General features: G+C 71.3%; 27 protein-coding genes and 1 tRNA gene. 19 read left to right on the forward strand and 9 right to left on the reverse strand.

Annotation, left to right across the window (positions count from 1 at the left end; genetic code table 11):
• The first annotated feature begins 57 nt into the window (after window positions 1-57).
• A complete protein-coding gene (locus EAO75_RS00880; protein WP_147993092.1) occupies window positions 58-636 on the forward strand; it encodes a GAF domain-containing protein in 579 nt (192 codons plus the stop codon).
• A 67-nt stretch (window positions 637-703) separates the two neighbouring features.
• Window positions 704-1297 (forward strand): TetR/AcrR family transcriptional regulator, encoded by a 594-nt coding sequence (locus EAO75_RS00885; RefSeq protein WP_147993093.1) that lies wholly within the window; start codon window positions 704-706, stop codon window positions 1295-1297.
• Window positions 1298-1318: 21 nt separating this feature from the next.
• Here EAO75_RS00885 and EAO75_RS00890 read toward each other — a convergent pair whose 3' ends face one another.
• Window positions 1319-1924, reverse strand: coding sequence for a GOLPH3/VPS74 family protein (locus EAO75_RS00890; protein WP_147993094.1), 606 nt, complete (start codon window positions 1922-1924; stop codon window positions 1319-1321).
• Between the two features lie 200 nt (window positions 1925-2124).
• Complete coding sequence (locus EAO75_RS00895) at window positions 2125-2427, reverse strand: muconolactone Delta-isomerase family protein (RefSeq protein WP_147993095.1); 303 nt, start codon at window positions 2425-2427, stop codon at window positions 2125-2127.
• A 135-nt stretch (window positions 2428-2562) separates the two neighbouring features.
• Here EAO75_RS00895 and EAO75_RS00900 point away from each other — a divergent pair, with 135 nt between their 5' ends.
• The 14 genes from EAO75_RS00900 to EAO75_RS46935 all read left to right on the forward strand — a co-directional run bounded on the left by EAO75_RS00900 (window position 2563) and on the right by EAO75_RS46935 (window position 12961).
• Window positions 2563-3492, forward strand: coding sequence for a LysR family transcriptional regulator (locus EAO75_RS00900; protein WP_147993096.1), 930 nt, complete (start codon window positions 2563-2565; stop codon window positions 3490-3492).
• A gap of 147 nt (window positions 3493-3639) precedes the next feature.
• Complete coding sequence (locus EAO75_RS00905) at window positions 3640-4353, forward strand: SDR family NAD(P)-dependent oxidoreductase (protein WP_147993097.1); 714 nt, start codon at window positions 3640-3642, stop codon at window positions 4351-4353.
• A 56-nt stretch (window positions 4354-4409) separates the two neighbouring features.
• Entirely contained in the window at window positions 4410-4781 is a 372-nt protein-coding gene (locus EAO75_RS00910) for a YybH family protein (protein WP_147993098.1), read from the forward strand.
• Window positions 4782-4962: 181 nt separating this feature from the next.
• Window positions 4963-5991: an L-threonine 3-dehydrogenase gene (gene tdh, locus EAO75_RS00915; RefSeq protein WP_147993099.1), complete on the forward strand. Its 1029-nt coding sequence runs from the start codon at window positions 4963-4965 to the stop codon at window positions 5989-5991.
• A 36-nt stretch (window positions 5992-6027) separates the two neighbouring features.
• A complete protein-coding gene (locus tag EAO75_RS00920) occupies window positions 6028-7221 on the forward strand; it encodes a glycine C-acetyltransferase (RefSeq protein WP_147993100.1) in 1194 nt (397 codons plus the stop codon).
• 38 nt (window positions 7222-7259) lie between these two features.
• Window positions 7260-8162: a LysR family transcriptional regulator gene (locus EAO75_RS00925; protein WP_147993101.1), complete on the forward strand. Its 903-nt coding sequence runs from the start codon at window positions 7260-7262 to the stop codon at window positions 8160-8162.
• Between the two features lie 46 nt (window positions 8163-8208).
• Complete coding sequence (locus EAO75_RS00930; protein WP_147993102.1) at window positions 8209-8805, forward strand: helix-turn-helix domain-containing protein; 597 nt, start codon at window positions 8209-8211, stop codon at window positions 8803-8805.
• Entirely contained in the window at window positions 8802-9314 is a 513-nt protein-coding gene (locus EAO75_RS00935; RefSeq protein ID WP_147993103.1) for a GNAT family N-acetyltransferase, read from the forward strand. Before EAO75_RS00930 ends, EAO75_RS00935 begins: the two co-directional genes overlap by 4 nt.
• Before the next feature lie 107 nt (window positions 9315-9421).
• On the forward strand, window positions 9422-9907 hold the full coding sequence (locus EAO75_RS00940) for a YfbM family protein (protein WP_147993104.1): 486 nt from the start codon (window positions 9422-9424) through the stop codon (window positions 9905-9907).
• Window positions 9908-9979: 72 nt separating this feature from the next.
• On the forward strand, window positions 9980-10339 hold the full coding sequence (locus EAO75_RS00945; RefSeq protein ID WP_187284248.1) for an MmcQ/YjbR family DNA-binding protein: 360 nt from the start codon (window positions 9980-9982) through the stop codon (window positions 10337-10339).
• Between the two features lie 48 nt (window positions 10340-10387).
• Window positions 10388-11686, forward strand: a complete 1299-nt coding sequence (locus EAO75_RS00950) for an MFS transporter (protein ID WP_147993106.1) — start codon at window positions 10388-10390, stop codon at window positions 11684-11686.
• A gap of 100 nt (window positions 11687-11786) precedes the next feature.
• Window positions 11787-11860: transfer RNA gene (locus EAO75_RS00955), tRNA-Pro, on the forward strand.
• A gap of 358 nt (window positions 11861-12218) precedes the next feature.
• Window positions 12219-12437 carry a hypothetical protein gene (locus EAO75_RS46930; RefSeq protein ID WP_261989102.1) on the forward strand — a complete coding sequence of 73 codons (219 nt, stop codon included), beginning with the start codon at window positions 12219-12221 and terminating at the stop codon, window positions 12435-12437.
• Entirely contained in the window at window positions 12404-12961 is a 558-nt protein-coding gene (locus EAO75_RS46935) for a hypothetical protein (protein WP_261989098.1), read from the forward strand. Before EAO75_RS46930 ends, EAO75_RS46935 begins: the two co-directional genes overlap by 34 nt.
• Before the next feature lie 230 nt (window positions 12962-13191).
• On the opposite strand, the gene EAO75_RS00965 is transcribed toward EAO75_RS46935, so the two are convergent.
• The 5 genes from EAO75_RS00965 to fae form a co-directional block, all read right to left on the reverse strand.
• Complete coding sequence (locus tag EAO75_RS00965; RefSeq protein WP_147993107.1) at window positions 13192-14352, reverse strand: iron-containing alcohol dehydrogenase family protein; 1161 nt, start codon at window positions 14350-14352, stop codon at window positions 13192-13194.
• Between the two features lie 89 nt (window positions 14353-14441).
• Entirely contained in the window at window positions 14442-15380 is a 939-nt protein-coding gene (locus EAO75_RS00970; RefSeq protein ID WP_147993108.1) for an NAD(P)-dependent oxidoreductase, read from the reverse strand.
• An 89-nt stretch (window positions 15381-15469) separates the two neighbouring features.
• Complete coding sequence (locus tag EAO75_RS00975; protein WP_147993109.1) at window positions 15470-16990, reverse strand: aldehyde dehydrogenase; 1521 nt, start codon at window positions 16988-16990, stop codon at window positions 15470-15472.
• On the reverse strand, window positions 16987-18099 hold the full coding sequence (locus tag EAO75_RS00980; protein WP_147993110.1) for a mandelate racemase/muconate lactonizing enzyme family protein: 1113 nt from the start codon (window positions 18097-18099) through the stop codon (window positions 16987-16989). Before EAO75_RS00980 ends, EAO75_RS00975 begins: the two co-directional genes overlap by 4 nt.
• Window positions 18096-18635 (reverse strand): formaldehyde-activating enzyme, encoded by a 540-nt coding sequence (gene fae, locus EAO75_RS00985; protein ID WP_147993111.1) that lies wholly within the window; start codon window positions 18633-18635, stop codon window positions 18096-18098. The genes EAO75_RS00980 and fae overlap by 4 nt, the downstream gene beginning before the upstream one ends.
• 229 nt (window positions 18636-18864) lie before the next feature.
• Here fae and EAO75_RS00990 point away from each other — a divergent pair, with 229 nt between their 5' ends.
• The 3 genes from EAO75_RS00990 (at window position 18865) to EAO75_RS01000 (ending at window position 22713) form a co-directional block, all read left to right on the forward strand.
• Entirely contained in the window at window positions 18865-19653 is a 789-nt protein-coding gene (locus tag EAO75_RS00990) for an IclR family transcriptional regulator (RefSeq protein ID WP_147993112.1), read from the forward strand.
• Between the two features lie 160 nt (window positions 19654-19813).
• Entirely contained in the window at window positions 19814-21289 is a 1476-nt protein-coding gene (locus EAO75_RS00995) for an NAD-dependent succinate-semialdehyde dehydrogenase (RefSeq protein WP_147993113.1), read from the forward strand.
• 50 nt (window positions 21290-21339) lie between these two features.
• Complete coding sequence (locus EAO75_RS01000) at window positions 21340-22713, forward strand: MFS transporter (RefSeq protein WP_147993114.1); 1374 nt, start codon at window positions 21340-21342, stop codon at window positions 22711-22713.
• A 73-nt stretch (window positions 22714-22786) separates the two neighbouring features.
• Here EAO75_RS01000 and EAO75_RS01005 read toward each other — a convergent pair whose 3' ends face one another.
• Both EAO75_RS01005 and EAO75_RS01010 read right to left on the reverse strand, forming a co-directional pair.
• Complete coding sequence (locus EAO75_RS01005; protein WP_147993115.1) at window positions 22787-23554, reverse strand: NPP1 family protein; 768 nt, start codon at window positions 23552-23554, stop codon at window positions 22787-22789.
• A 25-nt stretch (window positions 23555-23579) separates the two neighbouring features.
• Complete coding sequence (locus EAO75_RS01010; protein WP_410092139.1) at window positions 23580-24689, reverse strand: glycoside hydrolase family 19 protein; 1110 nt, start codon at window positions 24687-24689, stop codon at window positions 23580-23582.
• Window positions 24690-24725 lie beyond the last annotated feature (36 nt).

The raw sequence follows: 24725 nt of genomic DNA on the forward strand, positions 1-24725 counted from the left end.
CGCACACACCCGCACGGAGCCGCATATGACGTACGCCCACAGGGACGGAAACCGCCCATGAGCTACGGCCCACCCCATCCGGTCGCTCGCCTGCTGCTGACCCCCGAGGACAAGGAGGCCCCCGCCCGCGCCCAGCGGCTTTTCCGGCTGGGGCTGGGAGACCATGCCGACCCGGCCCTCGACGTCTTCGCGGACCATCTCGCCGACCTCACCGGGGCGCCGTACGCCATGGTCAACTTCATCGACGAGAACCGGCAGTTCTTCGCCGGGCTGCACGCACGGCACAGGGTGACACTCGCGCGGGCCGACGAAGCCAAGCCGGAGCTGGGCCGCCATATGGAGCGCGACCATGGGTTCTGCCCCCATGTGGTCGTGCGACGCAAGGCACTGGTCCTGGAGGACGTCTGCGACTATCCGCGGTTCGCCGGGAATCCGATAGTCGACGAGTTCGGTATCCGCTCCTACATGGGCGCGCCGCTCATCGACAGTACGGGTATGGCGCTCGGCACGGTGTGTGTCGTGGACGTGGAGCCGCGGCCCTGGGGGAGGGCCGGGCTGGAGACCATCAAGGCGTCGGCCGCGGACCTGGTGACCCGGCTGGAACGACGGGAGGCGGACGGTCTCCCGCTGCTCTGAAGGGGCGGCGGACCATGTGGCCCCGAACTCCTAGCCGACCGGTCTAGTACTTCCGTACACTGGAGCCGTGGGACGCACCAGTGACGCCAGGCAGAAGATCCTCGGTGCCGCGCGCTCGCTGATCGAGGGGCGCGGCTACTCGGCGTTGGGCGTGGCCGAGATCTGCAAGGCGGCCGGGGTACCGAAGGGCAGCTTCTACTACTTCTTCGAGTCGAAGGAGTCCCTCGCGCTCGCGGTCGTCGACGAGCACTGGGCGGCCCAGCGGCGCGACTGGGCGCGCGTCCTGGACGGTGACGGGGAGCCGTTGCAGCGGCTGCGGCAACTGTTCGAGGAGACTCAGGCGGGCCAGCGCGCCGTCCAAGAGGGCTGCGGCACCGTGTCGGGCTGCCTGTTCGGCAACCTCACGCTGGAATTGAGCAACCAGACCGAGGCGGTGCGCCGGCGATTGCAGGAGATCTTCGACGCGCAGGTCGACATGGTCCAGACGGTCGTCACCGAGGCCCGGGAGCGCGGCGACGTCACCGTGCCGGACACGCGTCAGGCGGCGCGGGCCGTGGTGGCGCAGCTGGAGGGCCAGGTGATGTTCGCCAAGCTCTACAACAGCACGGAGCGCATGAGCCCGCTGTGGGACAACTGCCTGGCGCTGCTCGGCGCCCGCTGACCCTCGGCCCCGCATCAACCCCTAGAAGCCGCGCCACACGTTGTCGAACGCGGCGTCCTCGATCGCCCGCCGCTGCCGTACGGCCTCCAGCTCCATCACCGCGTTGCCGACGGCGGCCAGCACGGTCGTGACCGCTTCGTCGGTCAGCTCCTCGGTGGCGTCGGCCGACTCGTCGTTGATCCCCGCGGCGGTGGCCAGGGCGGCGAGGACCGGCTCGCCCGACGTCCAGCGCTCCTCCGCCTGACGCCGGGCCGCCGAGTCCACCGGCGCCGTCCGTGTGGCCCGCAGCGAAATCCGGCGGCTGCGCGGCCGGGCGGTGAGCCCCACGCGCTCCAGATCCTGGACGTAGGCCGCGGACAGTCCCCGGCCCCGGCGCCACAGCCAGTCCTCGACCGACTCGTACGGGTCCTGCCGTACGAGTGAGGAGGCGGCCTCGTCCAGCAGGCGGTCGCCCGTCGGCGCCTGCGCGCTGGGTGTGATGAGGTCGCCGTCCAGGACGAGGGCCCGGGCGTCGATGAGGTCGAACACCTCCGCCGCCGCGAGCGCGAGCGACAGATCGCCTTGTTCCACTGTGTGGTCCGGCGCCATGTCCAGAGCGACGATCGCGAGGTCCCGTGCGGTGTTCATGAGCGGCTCCTGGTCAGTCGGCCGAGTAGCGGGGCGGGTATCGGCATGCCTCGGTGCTCCGGGCGTACTACGTCGATTCTCGCTGCCGTTCGGGCACTGTGTGGCGTACTACCACCATGTGGTGCGCGCACACCATTCTCAGCGCGGCGGCGGCCGCGGCCCACGAGGGCGGTCAGGAGCAGGGCCGGGGGGTGGGGCGGTCACCGGGAGGCGTCGAGCCGGCCCGGGTCGTTGGGGTGGGACTCCAGCGGGGTGACGGTCAGTGTCATCCAGGGGCGCAACGGCAGTGTGCCGAGTACCTTCTCGTGGAGTTCCTCCTCGTCGGTGGCCCGCCACACCCCGATGCTGCGCAGCTCGCCCACGGGGCGCCACAGGCGGGCGAGGTTGCCGGTGGCGGCCAGTTCCGCGGCGCGGGCGGCCTCGGCGGAGCGCCGCCGGTCGACCTCCTCCTGCCCGGTGCCCTCGGGGACGGTGGTGGTGATCTCGACCAGGAACTCGCGCATGGCCTCTCTCCTCAGGGGGCGGGCCGCGCTGCGGTGCCGGCGGCCGCGATGCCCCCATCGTGTGCTCGTCACCTGCGCCGATGCCAGGACCGGCTTGCTCGCTGCTGATAGGCGCAGCCTCCCAGCGCGCGTAGCATGACCGGCGTGGAGCTGCGCCAACTGCGGTACTTCGTCGCCGTCGCCGAGGAACTGAACTTCGGCCGGGCCGCCGAGCGGTTGCTCATCGCCGGGCCCTCGCTCTCCCAGCAGATCAAGGCGCTCGAGCGGGATCTGGGGGTGCGGCTTTTCGACCGTGATCGCCGCTCGGTCTCCCTCACCCCGGCCGGCGCCGCCCTGCTCCCGCACACCCGGTCCCTGCTGGAACGGGCCGACGACCTGAAGCGGCGGGCCGGCCGACTGTCGGGCTCGGAGTCGGTACGGCTCGGCTACGTCAACTGGCTCCCCGCGGATCTGACTTCACGCACCGCCCCGGTGGCCCGGGTGCATGTCGACGCATGGGTCGCGCCCTCCCACACCCAGGCCGCCCGGGTCGCCGACGGCAGCCTGGACCTCGCCGTGTGCTGGGTGCGGACCGAGGACCTGAAGCGGCTCGGGCTGCGGGCCCGGCTCATCGGCGCGGACCGGCTCTACGCCGTGGCCAAGGGCACGGACACCGGTGACGTCGCGGCGCGGGACATGGACGTGCTCATCGACGACGACGTCACGTCCTGGGCGTCCTGGAACGAATACGCCGAGGAACTGGCGCGGGACACCGGCGCCAAGGCCGTACGCATCTCCGACGGAGCCATCACCGGGCCCGCCTTCTTCGACCACGTCCGCCGCTGCACCCGCCCCGTCCTCAACTCGCCCAAGGGGCAGACCACTCCACTGCCACCCGACCTGGTCCGCCGGGAGGTCGACGCGCCGAAGGTGTACTGGACCTGGTCCCTCGTCCGGCGTGAGAGCGAACTGCGCACCGGCGTCCTGGCCGTCGTCGACGCCCTGTGCGACGGCGTCGGGGACCTCGGGATACGCACCCCGGATGCCTGGCTGCCCTCGGACGATCCGTACGCACTCGGGCGCTGACCTGTACTGGGAGCCGGTGCCTCCCACACGGGAGGAAACGGGTCCCGCGTAAACCCCTTCTGACCTTTGACGTTGCCGCGAGCCCGACTTACCTTCCAAATAGTCGACCGGTCGGCTAGTACGGTCATCAGCTTGAGGAAGGTCACCATGAGCACTCGGAACCAGAAGGTCGCGATCATCACCGGCGCCTCGCAGGGCATAGGCGCCGCCCTCGTCGAGGGCTACCGCAAGCTCGGATACGCCGTCGTCGCGACCTCGCGCACCATCGCACCCGTCGACGACGCCGACGTCCTCACCGTGCAGGGCGACATCGCCGATCCCGCCACCGCGGAGCGGGTCGTCGCCGCGGCCGTCGAGCGGTTCGGCCGGATCGACACCGTGGTCAACAACGCGGGCATCTTCGTCGCGAAGCCGTTCACCGAGTACACGGCCGAGGACTACGCCGCCGTGATCGGGATCAACCTGTCCGGCGTCTTCCACCTCACCCAGCGGGCCGTGCCGCACCTGCTCGCCCAGGGCGGCGGGCACGTGGTGGCCATCACCACCAGCCTGGTCGACAACGCGGACTCCAACGTCCCGTCCGTCCTCGCTTCGCTGACCAAGGGCGGGGTGCAGTCCGCCACCAAGTCCCTCGCCATCGAGTACGCGACCCGTGGCATCCGCGTCAACGCCGTGTCGCCCGGCACCATCAAGACCCCCATGCATCCGGAGGAGAACCACGAGTTCCTCGCCGCCCTGCACCCGGTGGGGCGGATGGGCGAAGTGAGCGACATCGTCGACGCCGTGCTCTATCTGGAGACGGCTCCGTTCGTCACCGGCGAGATCCTGCACGTCGACGGCGGTATGAGCGCCGGACACTGACGGCCCGTCCGAGCCACGACCCGGGAAACGTACATGGGAACGACCAAGGAGTGAGCATGACCGCCACGAAGGACGCGAAGGCGATCCTGAGCAGCGTCCTCGACCAGTGGAAGGCCGGTGTCGACGGGCACCAACCCGAGCGTGTCGCCTCCCGCTTCACCGAGGACGCCATCTTCCAGGGGCTGCACCCCTACACCGTCGGCCGGCCAGGTGTGGCCGAGTACTACGCCTCCCAGCCACTGGGTATGCGGGCCACATACCGCATCCTCGAGACCAGGCAGCCTGCCGACGGCCTCGTCCTCGGCTACATGGACGTCCGGTTCTCGTTCACCGACCGGCCTGCGCTGGACGTCAAGCTCGCGGTCCTCGTGACCCTCGTCGGGGACGACTGGTACATCAGCCACTACCAGGTCTCCCGCCTCGACTAGGCCCCTCTTCACGAGCAGCCGAGAGCAGGGCGTGAAGGAAAGCTGTGGCGCCGCTTAAGAAATCCTCGATGGACCGCGGCGCCGCAGTACGGCAGATTGCTACGCGATTCCACCCCCCTCCCCGGCTGCGGGCGCCATCGGCATGCCCGCAGCCGGGACCTCACGCACAGGAGCCGTAGCGTTGAAGGCGCTGGTCAAGGAGAAGGCGGAGCCCGGGCTGTGGCTCGCGGACGTTCCGGAGCCGGCCGTCGGCCCCGGCGATGTACTGATCAAGGTGCTGCGCACCGGGATCTGCGGCACCGATCTGCACATCCGGTCCTGGGACGGCTGGGCGCAGCAGTCGATCCGTACCCCGCTCGTGGTCGGGCACGAGTTCGTCGGCGAGGTCGTCGAAACCGGCCGGGACGTGGCCGACATCAACCCCGGAGACCGGGTCAGCGGCGAAGGCCACCTGGTCTGCGGCAAGTGCCGCAACTGTCTGGCCGGCCGCCGCCACCTGTGCCGCGCCACGGTCGGCCTCGGCGTCGGACGGGACGGCGCCTTCGCCGAGTACGTCGCGCTGCCCGCCGCCAATGTGTGGGTGCACCGTGTGCCCGTCGACCTCGATGTCGCCGCGATCTTCGACCCGTTCGGCAACGCCGTGCACACCGCGCTGTCGTTCCCGCTGGTCGGCGAGGACGTCCTGATCACCGGAGCCGGCCCGATCGGCCTCATGGCGGCGGCCGTGGCCCGGCACGCGGGCGCGCGCCACGTCATGATCACCGACGTCAGCGAGGAGCGGCTGGAGCTGGCCCGCAAGATCGGTGTGAGCCTCGCGCTGAACGTGTCCGAGGCGAGCATCGCCGAGGGCCAGCGCGCACTCGGCCTGCGTGAGGGCTTCGACATCGGCCTGGAGATGTCAGGCCGCCCCGAGGCGATGCGCGACATGATCGCCAACATGACGCACGGCGGCCGTATCGCCATGCTGGGTCTGCCGGCCCAGGAGTTCCCGGTCGACTGGGCCCGGATCGTGACCTCGATGATCACGATCAAGGGCATCTACGGCCGCGAGATGTTCGAGACCTGGTACGCGATGTCCGTGCTGCTGGAAGGCGGCCTCGACCTCGCGCCCGTGATCACCGGCCGGTACGGCTACCGCGACTTCGAGGCGGCGTTCGCCGACGCGGCGAGCGGCCGCGGCGGCAAGGTCATCCTCGACTGGACCGCGTAACCCCCCTCAATCGCCAGCACCTTCAGGAGCCTTCTCATGTTCGACTCCGTGCGCGACGACCTGCGTGCCACCCTCGACGAGATCCGTGCCGCCGGCCTGCACAAGCCCGAGCGCGTCATCGACACCCCGCAGTCAGCGACCGTCAACGTCAGCGCGGGCGGCCGCCCCGGCGAGGTCCTCAACTTCTGCGCCAACAACTACCTCGGCCTCGCCGACCACCCCGAGGTGATCGCCGCCGCCCACCAGGCGCTCGACCGCTGGGGCTACGGCATGGCCTCGGTCCGCTTCATCTGCGGCACGCAGGAGGTGCACAAGGAGCTGGAGGCCAGGCTGTCGGCGTTCCTCGGCCAGGAGGACACGATTCTGTACTCCTCCTGCTTCGACGCCAACGGCGGCGTGTTCGAGACGCTGCTCGGCCCCGAGGACGCGGTGATCTCAGACGCCCTCAACCACGCGTCGATCATCGACGGCATCCGGCTGTCCAAGGCCCGCCGCTTCCGGTACGCCAACCGCGACATGGCCGATCTCGAGCGGCAGTTGAAGGACGCGTCGGACGCCCGGCGCCGGCTGATCGTCACCGACGGCGTCTTCTCCATGGACGGCTATGTGGCGCCGCTGCGCGAGATCTGCGACCTCGCCGACCGCTACGACGCCATGGTCATGGTCGACGACTCGCACGCCGTCGGCTTCGTCGGCCCCGGCGGCCGCGGCACCCCCGAGCTGCACGGCGTCATGGACCGCGTCGACATCATCACGGGCACCCTCGGCAAGGCGCTCGGCGGCGCCTCCGGCGGCTACGTCGCGGCCCGCGCCGAGATCGTCGCCCTGCTGCGCCAGCGCTCCCGGCCGTACCTCTTCTCGAACACCCTCGCCCCGGTGATCGCGGCGGCTTCCCTGAAGGTCCTCGACCTGCTGGAGGCGGCCGACGACCTGCGCGTCCGGCTCACGGAGAACACCGCCCTGTTCCGCCACCGTATGACGGAGGAGGGCTTCGAGATCCTCCCTGGCGACCACGCCATCGCGCCCGTGATGATCGGCGACGCGGCAAAGGCCGCCCGGCTGGCCGAGCTGCTGCTGGAGCGCGGCGTGTACGTGATCGGCTTCTCGTACCCGGTGGTGCCGCAGGACCAGGCCCGCATCCGCGTCCAGCTGTCCGCCGCGCACTCGACGGACGACGTCAACCGTGCCGTGGACGCCTTCATCGCCGCCCGGGCGGAACTGGAGGCCTGACGTCCGGCCGGCCCGGACATATTGCGATAATCGATCTCATGATCGAAGCGCGGCGGCTCCACATCCTCCGTGCGGTGGCCGACCACCGCACCGTGACGGCGGCAGCCGCCGCGCTGTATCTCACGCCCTCCGCGGTCTCCCAGCAGCTCGCGGCCCTGGAGCAGGAGACGGGCCACCGCCTGGTGGAGCGCGGCGCCAAGGGCGTACGGCTGACCCCGGCCGGCGAGATCCTCCTCAGCCACACCAACGCCGTCCTCGCCCAGCTGGAGCGGGCGGAGGCCGAGCTTGCGGCGTACAGCTCGGGTGCGGCCGGTACGGTCACGGTCGCCTCCTTCGCGACCGGCATCGCCCAGGTCGTCGCGCCCGCGGTGGCCCGCCTCGCCGGGACGTCCCCCGGCATCCGCATCCGCGTCCAGGACGCCGAGGGCGACGCCAGCCTGCCGATGGTGCTGGACCGGCAGGTCGACATAGCTGTGGCCGTCGAGTACCGAGGGGCGCCGCCCGCCGACGATCCCCGCCTCGCTCACGTGCCGCTGTACGCCGAGCCCTTCGACGCGGTCGTCCCGGTCCGCCACCGGCTGGCGGACAAGGCCGAGGTCCCCCTCGCGGAGCTGGTCAAGGACACCTGGATCGGCCCCTACCCCGGCAACCCCTGCCATGACGTGGTCGTCCTGGCCTGCGAGAACGCCGGCTTCCAGCCCCGCCTCGAACACTCCTCGGACGACTTCCGCGCGGTCGTCGCCCTCGCCTCGGCCGACGCCGGAGTGGCGCTCGTCCCGCGCTCGGCGCTGCGCGGCATGGACCTCACCGGGGTCGTCGTACGGCCCGTCGACGGGGTGGCGCCGACGCGCCGGGTCTTCGCGGCCGTACGGCGAGGAGCCGAGGAGCACCCCCTGATCCGGCCGGTGCTGGAGGCGCTCGGGGAGGCGGCGGGGGAGTGAGCCTGCCGTAACACCACCGTTTCACATCTGGGATAGCGTCCCGAATATGAAACAGGATGTGCGTGAAGCGGGCGATGGCGACGCTCCGGACACGGTCGACACCCGCCTCGGCGCCCGCCTGGCCGAGCTACGGGCCGAACGCGGCTGGTCCCTCGGTGAGTTGGCGGAGCGCAGCGGCATCAGCCGCTCGACACTGTCCAGGGCCGAGCGGGCGGAGATCAGCCCCACGGCCGCGCTGCTGAACCGCCTCTGCCATGTCTACGGCCGCACCATGTCCCAGCTGCTCAGCGAGGTGGAGTCGGAGCCCGCGCTGCTGGTGCGGGCGGCCGAGCAGTCGGTGTGGGAGGACCGTTCCGCCGGGTTCGTACGGCGATCCGTGTCGCCGCCGCACTCGGGGCTGCGCGCCGAACTCGTCGAGGGGCGCCTCACCGCGGGCGCCGACATCGCGTACGACCGGCCGCCCGTACCGGGGTTGGAGCAGCACATCTGGGTGCTGGAAGGAGCGCTCGACGTGACGGTTCAGGACGTCGAGCACCATGTCGGTGCCGGGGACTGTCTGCGGATGCGGGTGTGGGGGCCGACGCGGTTCCGGTGCGCGGGGCCCGGGACGGTGCGGTATCTGCTGGCGGTGGTGCTGCCGTGATCGTGACGCGACTGGACGAAGCCCAACTGCTCGACCGGGCCGATGACTTGGCCGACCTGCTGGTGGACACGGTGGCCGACGGTGCCTCCGTGGGGTTCCTCGCGCCCCTCGACCGTGCGGCGGCCATGGCCTGGTGGAAGGAGCGCGCGACTGGTGTCGGCGCCGGGCGGCTCGCGGTGTGGGTGGCATGCCGGGCGGGGCGAACCGTCGGCACGGTCGGCCTGGCCTTCGCCGACAAGCCCAACAGCGCTCACCGGGCCGAGCTGGTCAAGCTGATGGTGCACCGGGAGGCGCGGGGACATGGTCTTGGCCGCAAGCTGCTGACGACCGCGGAAGAGGCCGCCGTCGGCGCGGGCGTCACCCTCCTCCACCTGGACACCGAGACCGACAGTCCCGCCGAGCGCCTGTACGACGCGGCCGGCTGGACCCGGGCCGGGGTGATCCCGGACTACGCGGCGAGCCCGGCCGGAGTGCTGCGGCCCACGACGATCTACTACAAGCTCGTGTGACCCCGGACGCCCCGTGCCGGCGCCGTTGTCAGTGCCGCGTGGAACACTCGCCGTCGTTGATCGATCAGGGGGCCGAACGGGCCCTGCATCAAGGGGGATTGCCTGACATGAGTGTGACCATCTCGTTCATCGCCGCGACGACGGAGGAGCTGGACAGGGCGGAGAAGGACCCGAGTTGGGCCGAGGAGTTCATCGACTCGCTGTACGACGGCGACGTCTACCCGTCGCAGGACCGCCCCGACGCCGGGCCGGACAAGGCATGGGGCGGTCTCCAGTTCCTGTTCGACGAGGCGGAGGTGGGCCCTGAGTTCCTGATGGACGGGTTCATGATCCAGGAGGACGGAACCCTGTTCGGATGGACCGCCGAGCAAATAGAGGGCCTGGCACGGCAGCTGGGGGCGACCCCCTGGGAGCAGTTGGCGGCTCACTACGACGCGGTGCGGATGACGGAGAAGGACGTGTACCCCAACGTGTGGAGGTTCGACCCCGAGGGCGAGCTGGACTGGCTCAAGCACGCCTACGACGACCTGGTCGCGTTCTTCGCCGCGGCGGCCGAGCGCGGCTACGGGGCGTTCATGAACTTCAGCTTCTAGAGCGCGCCCCCTCGGGCGGGACCGGCCCCCCTCACCAGGTGATTGTCGGTGGTGGGCGCTACCGTGCGTCTCATGCCGGATGCCGAAGACGTACGCCGTATCGCCCTCTCTCTGCCGGACACGACGGAGAAGATCGCCTGGAGCATGCCCACGTTCCGGGTCGCGGGCAAGATGTTCGCCACCTTGCCCGAGGAGGAGACCTCCCTCGCGGTGCGCTGCCCCAAGGAGGAGCGCGACGAACTGGTCCTGGCCGAGCCGGGGAAGTTCTGGATCGCCGATCACGAGGCACAGTTCGCCTGGGTGCGGGCCAGGCTTGCCGCGCTCGACGGCGAGGACGAACTGCGCGACATCCTCGCCGACTCCTGGCGCCAGGCGGCGCCGCCCCGCCTGCTGGAGGCCTATCCGGAGTTGGGGCTGCCGACGGGGGAGTGAGATCCGGGGGCGTTGTCAGTGGCTGGGCCGGGAGGGACTTGAGGGGGCATGGGTAAGAGGACGCAGGCCGGGGCGCGCTCGGTGTGGTCGCGGGACTTCGGACTGTTCTTCGTCGCGCGGGCCGTCGCTCAGCTCGGGGACACGATGCTGCCCGTGGCCCTCGCCGCGGGCCTCCTGCAGCACGGTTACGGCGCGGGCGCGGTCGGCCTCGCCCTGGCCGCGACATCGGCAGCCTTCGCCGGGCTCATCGTGTTCGGCGGGGTCATCGCCGACCGCTTCAGCACCCGCAGGCTGATGATCGGCGCCGACCTGGTCCGCCTGTGCACCCAGTCCCTGGCCGCCGTGCTCTTCTTCTCCGGGCATGTGGTCCTGTGGCAGATCTGCGTGATCGGCTTCGTCAACGGCGTCGCGGGCGCCGTGTTCCAGCCCGGAGTCGCGGGCACGGTGCGCCGGCTCTCCACCGACGTCCAGGGCGCGAACGGCGCCATACGGATCGCCGAGGCCATTGCGCAGCTCGCCGGCCCGGCCTTCGCGGGCCTGCTCGTCGGCTTCGCCTCACCCGGCGGCGTGTTCACGGCCCACGCGGCCACGTACGCGGTCAGCGCGCTGTGCCTCCTGCTGCTGCGCCTGCCCGCGCAGACCCGGCCGCAGGGCAGCGCCGCCGGCCGAAGGGGAACCATGGCCTTCCGCGCCGATCTGGCGGAAGGCTGGCGGGAGTTCAGAGCCCGCAGCTGGCTCTGGGGCGTCATAGCCGTCTGGTGCGTCTACATGATCACCGTGTGGGGCCCGACCGTCCCGCTCGTGGCCACCGAGGTGGTCCAGCAGCACGGCCCCGGCGCCTACGGCCTGATCAACTCCGCCCTCGGCGCGGGCACCGTCGCCGGCGGCCTGCTCGCCCTGCGGCTGCGCCCTCGCCGCATGCTGCGCGCCGGCGGGATTGGAATCTTCGCCTTCGCCGGCTTCCCGGTGGCGGTCGGCCTGGGACTGGGTGTCCCGGCCATGGCGGCGGGAGCCGCGGTCGCCGGGGCCGGCATGGCCTTCTGGAGCGTGATGTGGGCGACGAGCGTCCAGACTCAGGTCCCGGTCGACGTCCTCAACCGCATCCACGCCTATGACGTGGCGGGCTCCCTGGCGATGATGCCGGTGGGCCAGGCCCTCGCCGGACCGGCCGCCGCCACCCTTGGCGCCGATCATGTGCTCCTGGTCGCCGGAGGGATGAGCCTCGTCGTCGCGGGTTCGCTGCTCTCGGTGCGGTCGATACGGAACCTGGTGCGCGCGGACGCGCCGACGACGCTCGGGCCGGCCCCGGTGACGACGGACGAGCGTGTGCGGCCGGAGGGGCGCTGAAGCGGGCGGGCACGCATTAACGGGTGCGCGACCATCGACCCGAGTGCGGTATTGTTTCCCTGCACGTTCGGCCGGGGGAAACCCCAGGTCAGGCGGGCATCGGGACGTGGCGCAGCTTGGTAGCGCACTTGACTGGGGGTCAAGGGGTCGCAGGTTCAAATCCTGTCGTCCCGACTTGTGAAGCAGCAAGTCAGAGGCCGTATCGGAATCACCGATACGGCCTTTTGGTGTTTCCGGGGCCCGCCGTCGAGCCGGTACGTCGACGAGTCCAAGTCCGATGTGAAGAACGCCTTCCGACCACTCGTCATCCGGTGACCCCGCCGTCCACGGCCCGGGAGGGTTCCAGGTCCGTGCGGTCCGGGGAGGGGGCGCGGACGCAGGCGATACGGCCCCTGCCGCCGAGGCGCTCCGCATCGCGCTGGTCGTCTCATGTGCCCGGACCGCGGCCCGCGCCCGTGACCTCGACGGCGCCCTGCGGCTGTTGCACGAGGCCGACGACGCCCATCGGGACGTACTGGACCTGCTGGCCCGTGTGCACGCCCAGCGCGGGGAGTTGGCTCAGGCGGCGCAGTATTGGCGCCGGGTCCAGGAGCGGCACCCGCAGGATCCGGCGGCCGCGGCCGGGCTGGCCAGGATCGACCGACTCGGCCGACGCGGCCCCGTGCGGTGCCGGCCCGGCATCGCGCCGGTACGGCAGTGGCCGCCGCGGTCTGTGCCGTGGCCGCGATCACGGCCGGCACGGTCGTCCTGACCGGCGGATCCGATGGGGGGCCGGCGCCGCCGGGTCCGTCCCGGGCCGACCGGGCGGAGCAACTCGCCCAGCGCCTCGATGCCGAACGCCGCGCGGAGCAGGCCCGGGAGACGGCTCGTCGGACGGAGGCGGCCGCGGCGCTGGCCGACGCGCTGCGGGCGCCGGGTATCGCCCCGGTGGTGCGGGGCGGTTCGGTGGAGGTCCTCTTCTCCGACGGGCTCTTCTCCGAGGGCGCCGAGCTGACCGCGACCGGCGCCGAGCGGCTCGCCGTGCTGGGCGGGCGCCTCGCGGGACGGAAGGTACGCGTGGAGATCTACGGCCAGACCGCCACCGTCCCCGGCGCCCCGAGAAGCGGCGGCTCCGTCCTCTCCCTCTGGCGAGCGCTCATCGCCGCCCGGGAGCTGAGCGCCGCCGGCGGCAAGCCCCTGACCGCCTTCACCACCGCCAGCGCGGACCAGCGCGACGCGCCGAACGAGAGCGTCGCGAAGAACCGGACGGTGACGGTGGTGATCACGCCGGCCTAGGGCTTGTCCGGCGGATCATGCCGGCGTCGCGGTGCCTGGCACGCCTCCCCCGAGAGAGCGTGCCCCCAGCGGCGTTGTCGTCGGTTGCCGACGTCCCCCAGCCTTCGGCCGGAAGGTGCCCCCACCGCGTCGACGCCCTCGTCCGCCTTGCAGCTGGACGCACCAGGCCCCGCTCACCTGCGCTGATGCGATGCCGTTCCTTGGAACCGGCCTGATCCGCCGGACAGGCCCTAGTACGCCGCGTCGAGAATCCCGAGGATGTCCTGCTCGGTGGGCTGTCGCGGTGCGTTCCGGGTCACGGCGTCCGCGAGGGCGCCGGAGGCGATGGGACCCAACAGGTTCGGGCGGACGCCGAGTTCGCGCAGGGGCTGCTTGATGCCGAGAGCACCGGAGATCTCGCGGACGGCGTCGATTGCGGCGCGGGCCCAGTCGCCGTCGGCGGGCGGGCTGAGGCGCAGCGCGCGGGCGGTCTGCTCGTAGGCGTCCTGCGCGGCCGGGGCGCTGAACTCCAGGACCTCCTCCAGGACGGCGGCGAGGGCAACGCCGTGCGGGGTGCCGGTGTGGGCGGTCAGGGCGTGGCCGATGCCGTGCACGAGGCCCAGGCCGGAGATGGTCAGCGCCTGGCCCGCCAGGTGGGCGCCGAGCATCAGCTGCGCGCGGGCTTCCAGGTCGGAGCCGTCGTCGAAGGCGATCGGGAGCCAGCGCCCGACCATGGTGACCGCCTGGGTCGCGTACGCCGCCGAGACCGGGTTCGCCCCGCGCGAGGCGAGGGACTCGATGCCGTGCACGAGGGCGTCGATGCCCGTGGCGGCCGTGATCCGGGCGGGCAGGCCGAGCGTCAGCTCCGGGTCCAGGAGCGCGATCCGCGGCTTGACCGAGGGGTGGCCGAGGTACACCTTGCGGCAGGCGGCGGTGTCCTCGATGACGCCGAATCCGTTGGTCTCCGCGCCCGTGCCCGAGGTGGTGGGGATCGCGATCAGCGGCAGGCCGTCGAGCGCCTCCCACAGGGCGTCCGCGTCGGCCGCCGCCGCATCCGCGTTGCCGACCAGCAGCGAGATGCCCTTCGCGGCGTCGAGGACCGAGCCGCCGCCCAGGGCGACGACGACCGCCGGGCCGAAGGCGCGCGCCCGGGCAGCGCCCTCGTCGACGTTGCCGGTGGACGGGTTGGCGCCGACACCGTCGTACACGCCGTGCTCCACGCCCGCCGCGTCCAGGGCCTTGAGCACCTGGTCGACGATGCCGGCGGCCCGCAGACCGCGGTCGGTGACCACGAACGCGCGGGTCATGCCGAGGGAGGAGACCAGCTCCGGGAGAGCCGCGACGCGGCCGGGGCCGAACTCGATGCGGCAGGTCGGGTCGATGGTCAGCTGGTCGATGGTGGACTCGCCCATGGCGTACGGCTCCTGGAAACGCGGCGGGGAAGGGGGCTGGGGGTCCGCCGGGCCGGCCCTGACCGGCTCGGCGGACACGACGGAACGGATCAGACGGGGCTCAGCGCCGCGTCGTCGTGGGCGGTGGTCGGATTCGGCAGGCGGAACTCCCGTCCGGCCAGGGCCTCGTACAGCCGGACCGGGCTCATCTCCCCGGCCAGGTCGCCGTGGTGGGCCCGGGAGCGGCGGTAGATCTGTTCCACGAGTGCGGACAGTTCCGTGGCGACGCCCACGTCGCGGCCGAGGTCGACGGCCAGTCCGAGGTCCTTGCAGGCGAGGGCCATCGCGAACGAGTCGTCGTAGTCGCCGTCGACCAGAATGGACAGCACATCGTGCTCCAGAAAGTGCGACGCGGCCGGGCTGGCGAGCAGCGAGCTGCGCAGCACACCCAGGTCCACGCCCGCCTTGGTGCCCATGGCCAGCACCTCGGACGTGGCGACGAGATGCGTGAACCACAGCAGGTTGATCATCAGCTTGACCGTGTAGCCGGCGCCGAGCGGGCCCACGTGCAGGACCTTGTCGGGGTCGCCCAGGGTCTCGAAGACGGGGAGGCACATCCGGAAGTCGTCCGCCGTGCCGCCGACGAATATCTGCAGCCGCCCCGCCTCGGCACCGTGGGCCATGCCGCTGACGGGGGCGTCGAGGCGGCGCACCCCGCGCCGGTCCAGCACCTCCGTGGCGATCCGCTCCGCGGCGGCCGGGGTGGAGGTCGACATGTCGATCCACAGGGCGCCCTCGGGCAGCGCCTCGGCGGCACCGCCGTGCAGCAGTACCGCCTCGACGACGCGCGGGTTCGGCAGCATGGTGATCAACAGTTCGGCGTCGGTCGCGCACGCCGCGGGAGTCTCGGCCCAGCGCGCGCCGAGCGCCAGGTGCTCGACGGCGGCCTCGGGCCGGGAGTCGTACACGGTGACCAGGTGTCCCGCGTGGATCAGATGGCGGGCCATGTGGCTTCCCATGTTGCCCAGGCCGATGAAACCGATCCTCATCGATGTCCTCGCTATGTACAGGTGAGATGGGGTACAGGTGAGATGGGGTACGGGTGAAATGGGGTACGGGTGAGAACGGCGATGGCCGTTCAGGCCAGGTCGATCCAGGTGGTCTTGAGTGCCGTGTACGCGTCGAGCGCGTGCAGGGACTTGTCGCGGCCCGCGCCGGTGGCCTTGAAGCCGCCGAAGGGGGTGATGACGTCGCTGGCGTCGAAGGTGTTGACCCACACCGTGCCGGCCCGCAGCCGCCTCGCGGTGCGGTGGGCGACCTTCACGTCCCGGGTCCAGACGGAGGCGACGAGCCCGAAGTCGCTCTGGTTCGCCAGCCGTACGCCCTCGTCGACGTCGCCGTCGTAGGACACCACGGCCAGGACCGGGCCGAAGATCTCCTCCTGGCCGACGACGGACGTGTTCACGACGCCGTCGAGCACGGTCGGTTCGACGAAGGTGCCGCCGGACTCGGTGAGCGTGCGCCCGCCGCCCAGCAGCACCCGCGCGCCGTCCTCCTTGCCGCGCTCGATGTAGCCCAGGATCTTCACCAGTTGGCCCTCGTCGACGATGGGCCCCATCACGGTGGCCGGGTCGAGCGGGTCGCCGACCCGGAAGGTGTCCGCGGTGATCTGCCGTACGGCATCGAGGAGTTGGTCCTTCACCGACGCGTGGACGACGATCCGCGAGCCCGCGTTGCAGGTCTGCCCCGCGTTGTAGAAGATCCCCCACGCCACGGCGGACGCGGCGGCCTCGATGTCGGCGTCGGCCAGCACCAGCTGCGGCGACTTGCCGCCCGCCTCCACGGCGACCTGCTTGCCGTTGGACTCGCCCGCGTACACCTGGAAGAGCCGGGCCACCTCCGCCGAGCCGGTAAAGGCGATCTTGTCGACCTCGGGATGCCGGCCGAGGGCCTGCCCCGCGACCTCGCCCCGCCCCGGGACCACATTGAACACACCGTCGGGCAGCCCCGCCTCGGAGGCCAGCGCCGCCAGCCTGAGCGCGGCGAGCGAGGTCTGCTCGGCGGGCTTGAGGACGACGCTGTTGCCGGTGGCCAGCGCCGGGCCCAGCTTCCAACTGGCGATCAGCAGCGCGTAGTTCCACGGCACGACCGCGCCGACGACTCCCAACGGCTCCCGGGTGATCAGCGCGAGCGCGTCACCGGGCGTCGGCGCCACCTCGTCGTACGTCTTGTCGATGGTCTCGGCGTACCAGGCGATGGTCTCGGCGGCCTTGTCGACGTCGATGCGCACCGACTCGGTGATGGGCTTGCCCATCTCCAGCGTGTCGAGCAGCGCCAGTTCCTCGGCGTTCGCCCGGATCAGCTCGGCCCAGCGCAGCAGGACCCGCTTGCGCTCCTTCGGCGCGAGGTCCCGCCAGCGGCCGTCCTCGAAGGCGGCACGCGCGGACCGCACCGCACGGTCGACGTCCTCGACCCCGGCGGCCTGCACCTCTGCCAGCACCGCACCGTCACGGGGCGAGACACTGGTGAAGCTGTCGCCGGAGGCGGCGTCGGTGAAGGCGCCGCCGATGAACAGGCGCGTCTCGAAGGAGAGCTTGCCCGCTGCCGCCAGCCACTCGTCGTACGAGCGGGACAGCAACTCCTCGATCGTGTACGTCACTTGATCCTCCAGCGGTCGATCGCGTCCTCGTCCAGCTCCACGCCGAGCCCGGGCCTGTCCGGGATCTCCAGGTCGCCCTCGGCGTTCACCCGGACCGGCTCGGCGAGCATGAAGTCGCGGCGCTCGGGGGTCCAGCCGGGCGGGTCGTAGGGGAACTCGAAGAAGGGGCCGCCGCCGACGCCCGCCGCGACGTGCAGGTTGGCGAGCACACCGATGCCGTTGGTCCAGCTGTGCGGGGTGAACTGACGGTGCTTGAGGTGCGCCAGCTCGGCCAGGGTGCGGGCGCGCTGCATGCCGATCGCGAGCACCACGTCCATCTGGTAGATGTCCAGGGCGTCCTCTTCGAGGTAGCGCAGCAGCTCGGTGGGGGAATGGTGCATCTCGCCCGCGGCGATCCGCACCCCCGGGTTCTCCGCACGCAGCCGCTTGAAGCCTGCCAGGTCCGCGTACGGCAGCGGCTCCTCGACCCAGAACACGTCGAGCTCGGCGAGACGGGCGATGGTCTTGCGGGTCCTGGCGAGGTCGGAGGCGTTCGCCGTGTCGCCCGCCATCCGCCAGGACTGGTTCAGGTCGACCATGATCTCGAAGTCGGCCCCGAGCTCCTCACGCACGGCGCGCACCGCGGCGATGCCCTCGTCGACGCGGCTGCGGTCGATCCGGATCTTCATGGCCCGGAAGCCCGCCTCACGCACCTTCAGGGCGGTGGCGACCCGCTCCTCGGGGGACTTGAGCTCCCCGGAGGAGGCGTACGCGGGCAGCTTCTTCGCCGTGTTGCCGAAGAGCTCCGACACCGGGCGGCCGTGCACCTTGCCGATGACGTCCCACAGCGCGGCCTCCAGGGGCCAGTAGTGGGCGCCGTGGAAGTTGGCAGTCTCGATCGCCCTGACGTGCCGGGTGATGTCGAGGGGGTCCTCGCCGACGAACAGGTGCTTGTACGTCTCGAAGCCGTCCATGAGGTCGCCCGAGCCGATGCCGGTGACGCCCTCGTCGGTGTGGACGCGGACGATCGTCGCGTCGAAGGTCCGGCGCGGCTCCGGGTCCCAGGCGGCGCGGAACGGCGGGTCCAGCTCCAGGCGCAGCCGGTCCAGGGTGATGTCGGTGATCTTCATCGGGCGAGCACCTCGGCGGTCGGCGTGTAGAACGGGTTGGCCGGGCCCTCCTTGGCGGCGGCCTGCACGTCGGAGACGCTGGGCGTGCCGGTCACGGCGGCCCGCACCGCGCCGTACGCGGCGGCGCGCTGGTTGCGGAAGGAGACGTCCAGGTCGCCGACCGCCGGGTTGACCCACACCGCGGCGATGATCAGCAGGTCGTCGGCCTCCTCGGCCGGGATCAGCCCGTCGTCGACCGCGTCCGCGACCCCCTGCGCAAGCCCCGCCTGCGCGGAGCCCCAGGTGGCGCGCTGGTGCAGCTCGCCCTCCGCCGCGGCCTTGGCCACGAACAGGGTCAACGGCTTCACCGGCACGGACGGCCGCACGACCGTCATGAACGGGACGTGCCCGGCGCTCGGGGTCGCCAGAGCCGTCGCCCAGGCGGTCTCGACGGGGCCGCCCTTGCGTCCGATCACGATGTTCGTGTGGGCGGCGTCGGCGCCCTCACCGACGAAGGACTCGCCGATGAGCGCGGTCGGGGCAAAGGGCGAAGGCATGGAATCTCCTGGATCTCCGGGAGCGGGAAGCGGCGCCGGACCGGGCGAGCCGGCGAGGTGTGCGCAAAGCTCGCATACCTCGCAGTTCACCGGCCCGATGCGGCGAATCTAGGTCCGCCGCCACCCCCTCGCAAGGCGCTCGCGGGAATCGAAATGCCCGTTGCTCTCCTGACAACTTCCGGCCTGACCTGGGGGTTCCCTTGCCGACGGGCACGCATACGATGACCCCGTGACCGACTCCTCCTCGGCCTCCCGCGGACACGGCCTGCGCCGTGACATCGACCTGCTGGAGGCGCTCGCCTCCGACGAGGCGCAGAACGCCGGCGGCCTCGGCGTCGTACGCCTCGCGCAGCTGGTCGGCCGCGAGAAGACCCAGGTCTCCCGGGCCCTGAAGGCCCTCGCCGCCGAGGGCATCGTCGAGCGCGACCCCGACACCCTGGAGTACCGCCTGGGCTGGCGGCTGTTCTCCCTGGTGGCCCGCACCTCCGAGAGCCGACTGGTGCGGGTGGCCGAACCGGTCATGCACACCCTGTCGGCGGACCTGGAGGAGACCAGCCACCTGTGCGTGCTCAGCGACCGCGACGTCCTCACCCTGCTGTCGGTCTCCGGGCACTCCTTCCGCGTCCACGGCTGGGAGGGACGCGGGGTGCCCGCCTGGCGGCTGTCCGCGGGGCGCGTCCTGCTCGCCGACGCCACGCCCGACGAGCTGTACGTCCGCTTCGGCACGACCGGCGAGATGCCGGTGCAGGACCTGTGGACCCTCATCCAGGACGCCAAGGGGCGGGGCTACGCGCAGGTGAGCGAGGAGTTCGAGGAGGGGCTCGTCGGCGTGTCGGCACCGGTGCGCGACTTCCGGGGCCGGGTCGTCGCGGCGATCAACATCTCCGCCCCCAAGGCCCGCCTCGGCGAGCGTCTCGACGAGGCGGGGCGTACGACGGCCCGGGCGGCGGGACGGGTGTCGTCGCTGCTGGGCTGGGAACCGCGCCGCACTCCGCTGCTGCGGGCCCGGCTGACCTGACGGCCGTACTGCTCCCCCTACTGCCGGGCATGATCGGCGAGTTGCCCTCAGAGCAACCCCCGTTTCGATCCGCCGGGGTTGCCTTGTCGGCCCCATGACGCGCTCGTAAATTCACCGCGCATCGGACGAGCCCCGTCCGAAACGGAGAAAAGAGCAGCTCATGAACCTCGCCGGCATCGACCTCCTGGCCAAGGCGCCGCTCGCGGAAGGCGATGTGTTCCTCGGCGGCCGCTGGCTCCCGGCCGCCGACGGACGGACCTACCCGGTCCACGACCCGGCCACCGGCGAGCTGATCCGCCACGTCGGCGCGGCGGGGCCTCAGGACGCCCGCGCGGCGATCGAGGCGGCACAGTCGGCGGCGGCCGGCTGGCGCACGACACCGGCCCGGCGCCGTTCGGAGATCCTCCACGACACCTTCGCGCTGATGCGCGAGCACACCGACACCCTCGCCCGGCTCATCGTGCTGGAGAACGGCAAGGCCCACCGGGACGCGGTGGCCGAAGTCGGGTACGCCGCCGAGTTCTTCCGCTGGTTCGCCGAGGAGGGGGTCCGCGTCGGCTCCTCCTTCGGGGACGCCCCGGCCGGCGGCTACCGGCATGTCGTACGCAAGCATCCTGTCGGCGTCACCGCCTTCGTGACCCCCTGGAACTTCCCGGCCGCCATGGCCACCCGCAAGATCGCCCCGGCGCTCGCCGCGGGCTGCCCGGTCCTGCTCAAGCCCGCCCCGCAGACCCCGCTCACCGCTCTCGCGATCGCCGCGCTGCTCGCCGAAGCCGGCCTGCCCGACGGCCTGCTGAACGTCCTGCCGACCGACCGCGCCCCCGAGGTCGTCTCGGCCTGGCTCGGCGACGACCGGGTCCGCAAGTTCTCCTTCACCGGCTCCACCGCCACCGGCAAGGTGCTCCTGGAGCAGGCCGCGGCGAACGTCGTCAACGTCACGATGGAGCTGGGCGGCAACGCCCCCTTCGTCGTCTGCGCGGACGCCGACGTCGACGCGGCCGTGCGCGGCGCGATGGACGCGAAGATGCGCGGGGGCGGCGAGGTCTGCGTCGCCGCCAACCGGTTCTACGTCCACGAGTCCGTCGCCGCCGAGTTCACCGAGAAGTTCGGCGCCGCCATGGCCGCCGTACGCGTCGGACCCGGCATGGAAGGCGGCGTCACCCTCGGGCCCATGGTCGACCAAGGCGCCGTCGACAAGATCCGCTCCCTCGTCGACGACGCCCTCGCCCGCGGCGCACGGATCGCCGCACAGGGCTCGATGCCCGACGGGCCCGGCCACTTCCACCCGGCGACCGTCCTCGTCGACGTCCCCGACGACGCCCGGATCCTGCACGAGGAGGTCTTCGGACCGGTAGCGCCGCTCACCACATTCACCGACGAGGTCGAGATGATCGCCCGCGCCAACGCCACCGTCCACGGCCTGGCTTCCTACGTCTACTCCCGCGACGTCGGCCGTGCACTGCGCATCGCCGAACGCCTGGAGGCCGGCATGGTCGGCGTCAACCGCGGCCTGCTGTCCGACCCGGCCGCCCCCTTCGGCGGCGTCAAGCAGTCCGGCCTCGGCAGGGAGGGCGGCCGTGAAGGCATCGAGGCCTTCCTGGAGACGCAGTACATCGCCCTGGACTGGCCCAACTGACCTCCCCCGCACGCCTCTTCCGCTCACGCCGCTCATGACAAGGAACACCCATGGCAATGACGCCTGCGACCCAGCATCAGCCCAGCACGCCTGAAGTCCCCGACCACACCCGCGAACGCCGCCGTCTGCACACCAAGTTGAAGCTCGCCACGCAGATAGGGCAGGGCATCGACGGCTACATCATCGGCGGCATCGGCATGGCGATGGCCGCGCTCACCACCGACCTTCACCTCTCCACCTTCATGCAGGGACTGGTCGGCGCCTCCCCGCTGATCGGCATCTTCATCGGAGGCCCCCTCTTCGGCCGGCTCGCCGACCGCTTCGGCCGCCGCCCGGTGTTCCTCGTCGACATGCTGATCTTCCTGATCGGCTCGGTCCTGCAGTTCTTCGTCACCGACGGCACCCAGCTCTTCCTCATCCGCCTGCTGATGGGCGTGGCGATCGGCGGCGAGTACGCCATCGGTGCACCGCTGCTGTCCGAGTACGCGCCCCGGCAGGGCCGCGGCCGGCTGCTGGCCAGCCTGGAGATCAGCTGGTACGTCGGATATGCGCTGGCCACGGTCGTCGGCGCCCTGTTCGCGGACGTCGACGGCGGCTGGCGGTGGTCCCTGGCCAGCAGCGCGGTCATCGCCGTGGTGTGCGTCGCGCTGCGCGGCGGCATCCCGGAGTCGGCCCGCTGGCTGCTGAGCAGGGGGCGCCGCGAGGAGGCCGAAGCGCTGATCGAGAAGTACGGCATCGAGGTCGACGTCGACGCCGAGCTCGACGAGTCCGACGCACCGGCGAGGGAGGGCTTCCGGGCGCTGTTCAACCGCCGGCACCTGCGCAGCACCGTGTTCGCCAGCGTCTTCTGGGCTGCGCTGGTCCTGCCGTACTTCGCCATCGGCACGTTCTGGACCCAGGTCTTCGAGGCCCTGAACATGGGCGACAACGCGGTCGCGGCGCTGCTCGTCTACTCCTTCACCGCTGTGGCCGGCGTGACGGCGGGCTGCCTCGTCGTCGACAGGATCGGCCGGCGCAGGCTGCTCATCCCGCCGTTCTGGATCACCGCCGGCTGTCTGGCGCTGGTCGCCGTGTGGCCGTCGTCCACCCCGGTCATCGTCGGCGGCTTCCTCTTCTTCATCTTCCTCAACGCCGCCTCCAGCGCACTCACCGCCATCTACCCGCTGGAGGTCTTCCCGACCTCCCTGCGCACCACGGGCGTCGGCTTCGCCACCGCGATGAGCCGGGTCGGCGCGGCCATCGGCACCTTCCTGCTGCCGATGGGGCTCGAGCGGTTCGGCGCGGAGTTCGTGCTGCTGATCGGCGCCGGGGTGCTCGCGCTCGGCGGCCTGGTCTCGCAGTTCCTGGCCCCGGAGACGACCGACATGGACCTCGCCCGGGCGGCGCGCGAGGCACGCGGGCCGGTGGGCGCGAACAAGGTGTAGGACCGCGGACATGGGAAAGGCCCCGCAGGCCGGCGCCTGCGGGGCCGTTTTCGTCCCACCTTGCAGCCGGGCGTCAGGCGTACGGGTCGAAGGGGATTCCGTCCGGGCCGGCGTAGTCCAGAGCCCACTGGAAGTCGCCGTCGTCGATCTTGACGGTGGCGGAGCCGAAGTCGGCGCTCATGAGCTTGTCGCGGTATCCGGCCGGATAGCCGTTCCAGCCGACCAGGCGCGGGAAGAACCAGTTACCGGTGGCGTTCTCCGCGGGCTCGTCATTGCCGTTCGCGAAGCGGAAGCAGTGACTGGAGACGCCGTCCTTGTGGTAGACGATCTTCGGATGGGTGCCGTCGAAGCGGATCGCCGAACGGGCCGCCAGCTGGTAGGTGTTGTGCTGGGACACGGCCACGTACTCGACCTGGTTGTCCTTGGTCCACACGATGACGTGCTCCCAGTCGTGCGTGTGCCCGAGGGCCGCCGGACCGAGGGTGACCTGGTCCTTCTCGAAGTAGCTGGCGTACATCACCGCGCACCAGCCGTTGTTGCACTTCGCGCGCGAGTAGGTGTTGGCGTTGGCCAGCTGGGCGTAGTCGTGGCACTTGCCGTTGACGTCGCCGCCGAGCTTCAGGCCCGGGTTGAGGGTGCCGTCGGCGCCGATGGCGGCCGTGGCGTAGCAGCCGTCACCGTCGTAGTCGTAGGCCGGGGAGAACGTCTGCTCCAGGCCGTCGGCGTTCTGCGGCAGCAGGGTCAGGACGTTCGCGTGGGCACTCGCCGGGAGGGCCACGACGAGGGTCATCGCACCGAGGGTGCCGAGGACGGCCTGGGCGAGGGATCTCAACTTGCGCATCGCGTCTCCTTGTTGAGCGGCGTCGTCAGCAGTAGAGGTTGCCGCCCGGCGAGACGCCGAGGATCGAGGTGAACCGGTTGTAGGCGTCGACGCGGCTCTGCACCTGGGCCGGGTTCTTGCCGTCGCACTCCAGGGAGCCGTTGATGGAGCGGATGGTCTGGCCGAAGCCGGCTTGGTTCACCATGGCGTTGTGCGGGGTCATCGTGCCGGGGCCGGACTGCGTGTTCCAGTACCAAAGGCCGGTCTTCCAGGCGACGGCAGCCTCGTTCTGGACCCGCCAGGGGTTGCCCAGCAGGTCGATGCCGAGCGCGTCACCGGCGGCCTTGTAGTTGAAGTTCCACGAGAGCTGGATCGGTCCGCGGCCGTAGTAGGCGGCCTGGCCGGCGGGGCAGCCGTAGGGCTGGTTCCAGTCGCAGTAGTGGGGGTAGTTGGCGGTGTTCTGCTCGACGATGTGGACGAGTCCGCCGGTCTCGTGGTTGACGTTGGCGAGGAAGGCGGCGGCCTCCTGCTTCTTCACCGTGTCACTGCCGGTGTTCGCGAAGCCCGGGTAGGCGCTCAGCGCGGCGGTCAGGCCGCTGTACGTGTAGAACGAATTCCGGCTCGGGAACATCTGGTTGAACTGCGCCTCGCTGACGACGAACCCGGACGGGTTGCCGCCGCCCCCGCTCGCGGGCGCGTTCCACTTCTGGTTGGCTCCGCCGCCGCAGGTCCAGATCTGCAGCCGGGTGCCGTTGGCGCTGTTGTTGTCCCGGACGTCCAGGCACTTGTTCGCGGCCGGGTTCACGATGTCACGAGCCCCGGAGACCACCCACTGCTGGTTGGCACCGCCCGAGCAGTCCCACAGCTGGACCGCCGCGCCGTCCGCCGTGCTGCGCTCGACGACGTCCAGACACTTGCCGAGCGCCCGCAGGGTGCCGTCGCCGGAGTTGGACCAGATCTGCGCGCCGGTCCCGTTGCAGTCGTAGAGCTGTACGGCCGTGCCGTTGGTGTTGCTCGCGCCCGCCACGTCGACGCACTTGCCGGCGAGGCCGGTGATCGTGCCGTCGGCGGCCCGGGCGGGGGTCACGGTGAGTAGGGCGGTGAGGACGGCGGTGAGCACCGCGAAGATCGCGAGCCGGGGTCTGAGCTGGGTCATGGACATGGTCGAGGACGCTCCTTTGAGGTGTCGGGG

The organism is Streptomyces sp. UW30 (assembly GCF_008042075.1).
Lineage (GTDB): Bacteria > Actinomycetota > Actinomycetes > Streptomycetales > Streptomycetaceae > Streptomyces.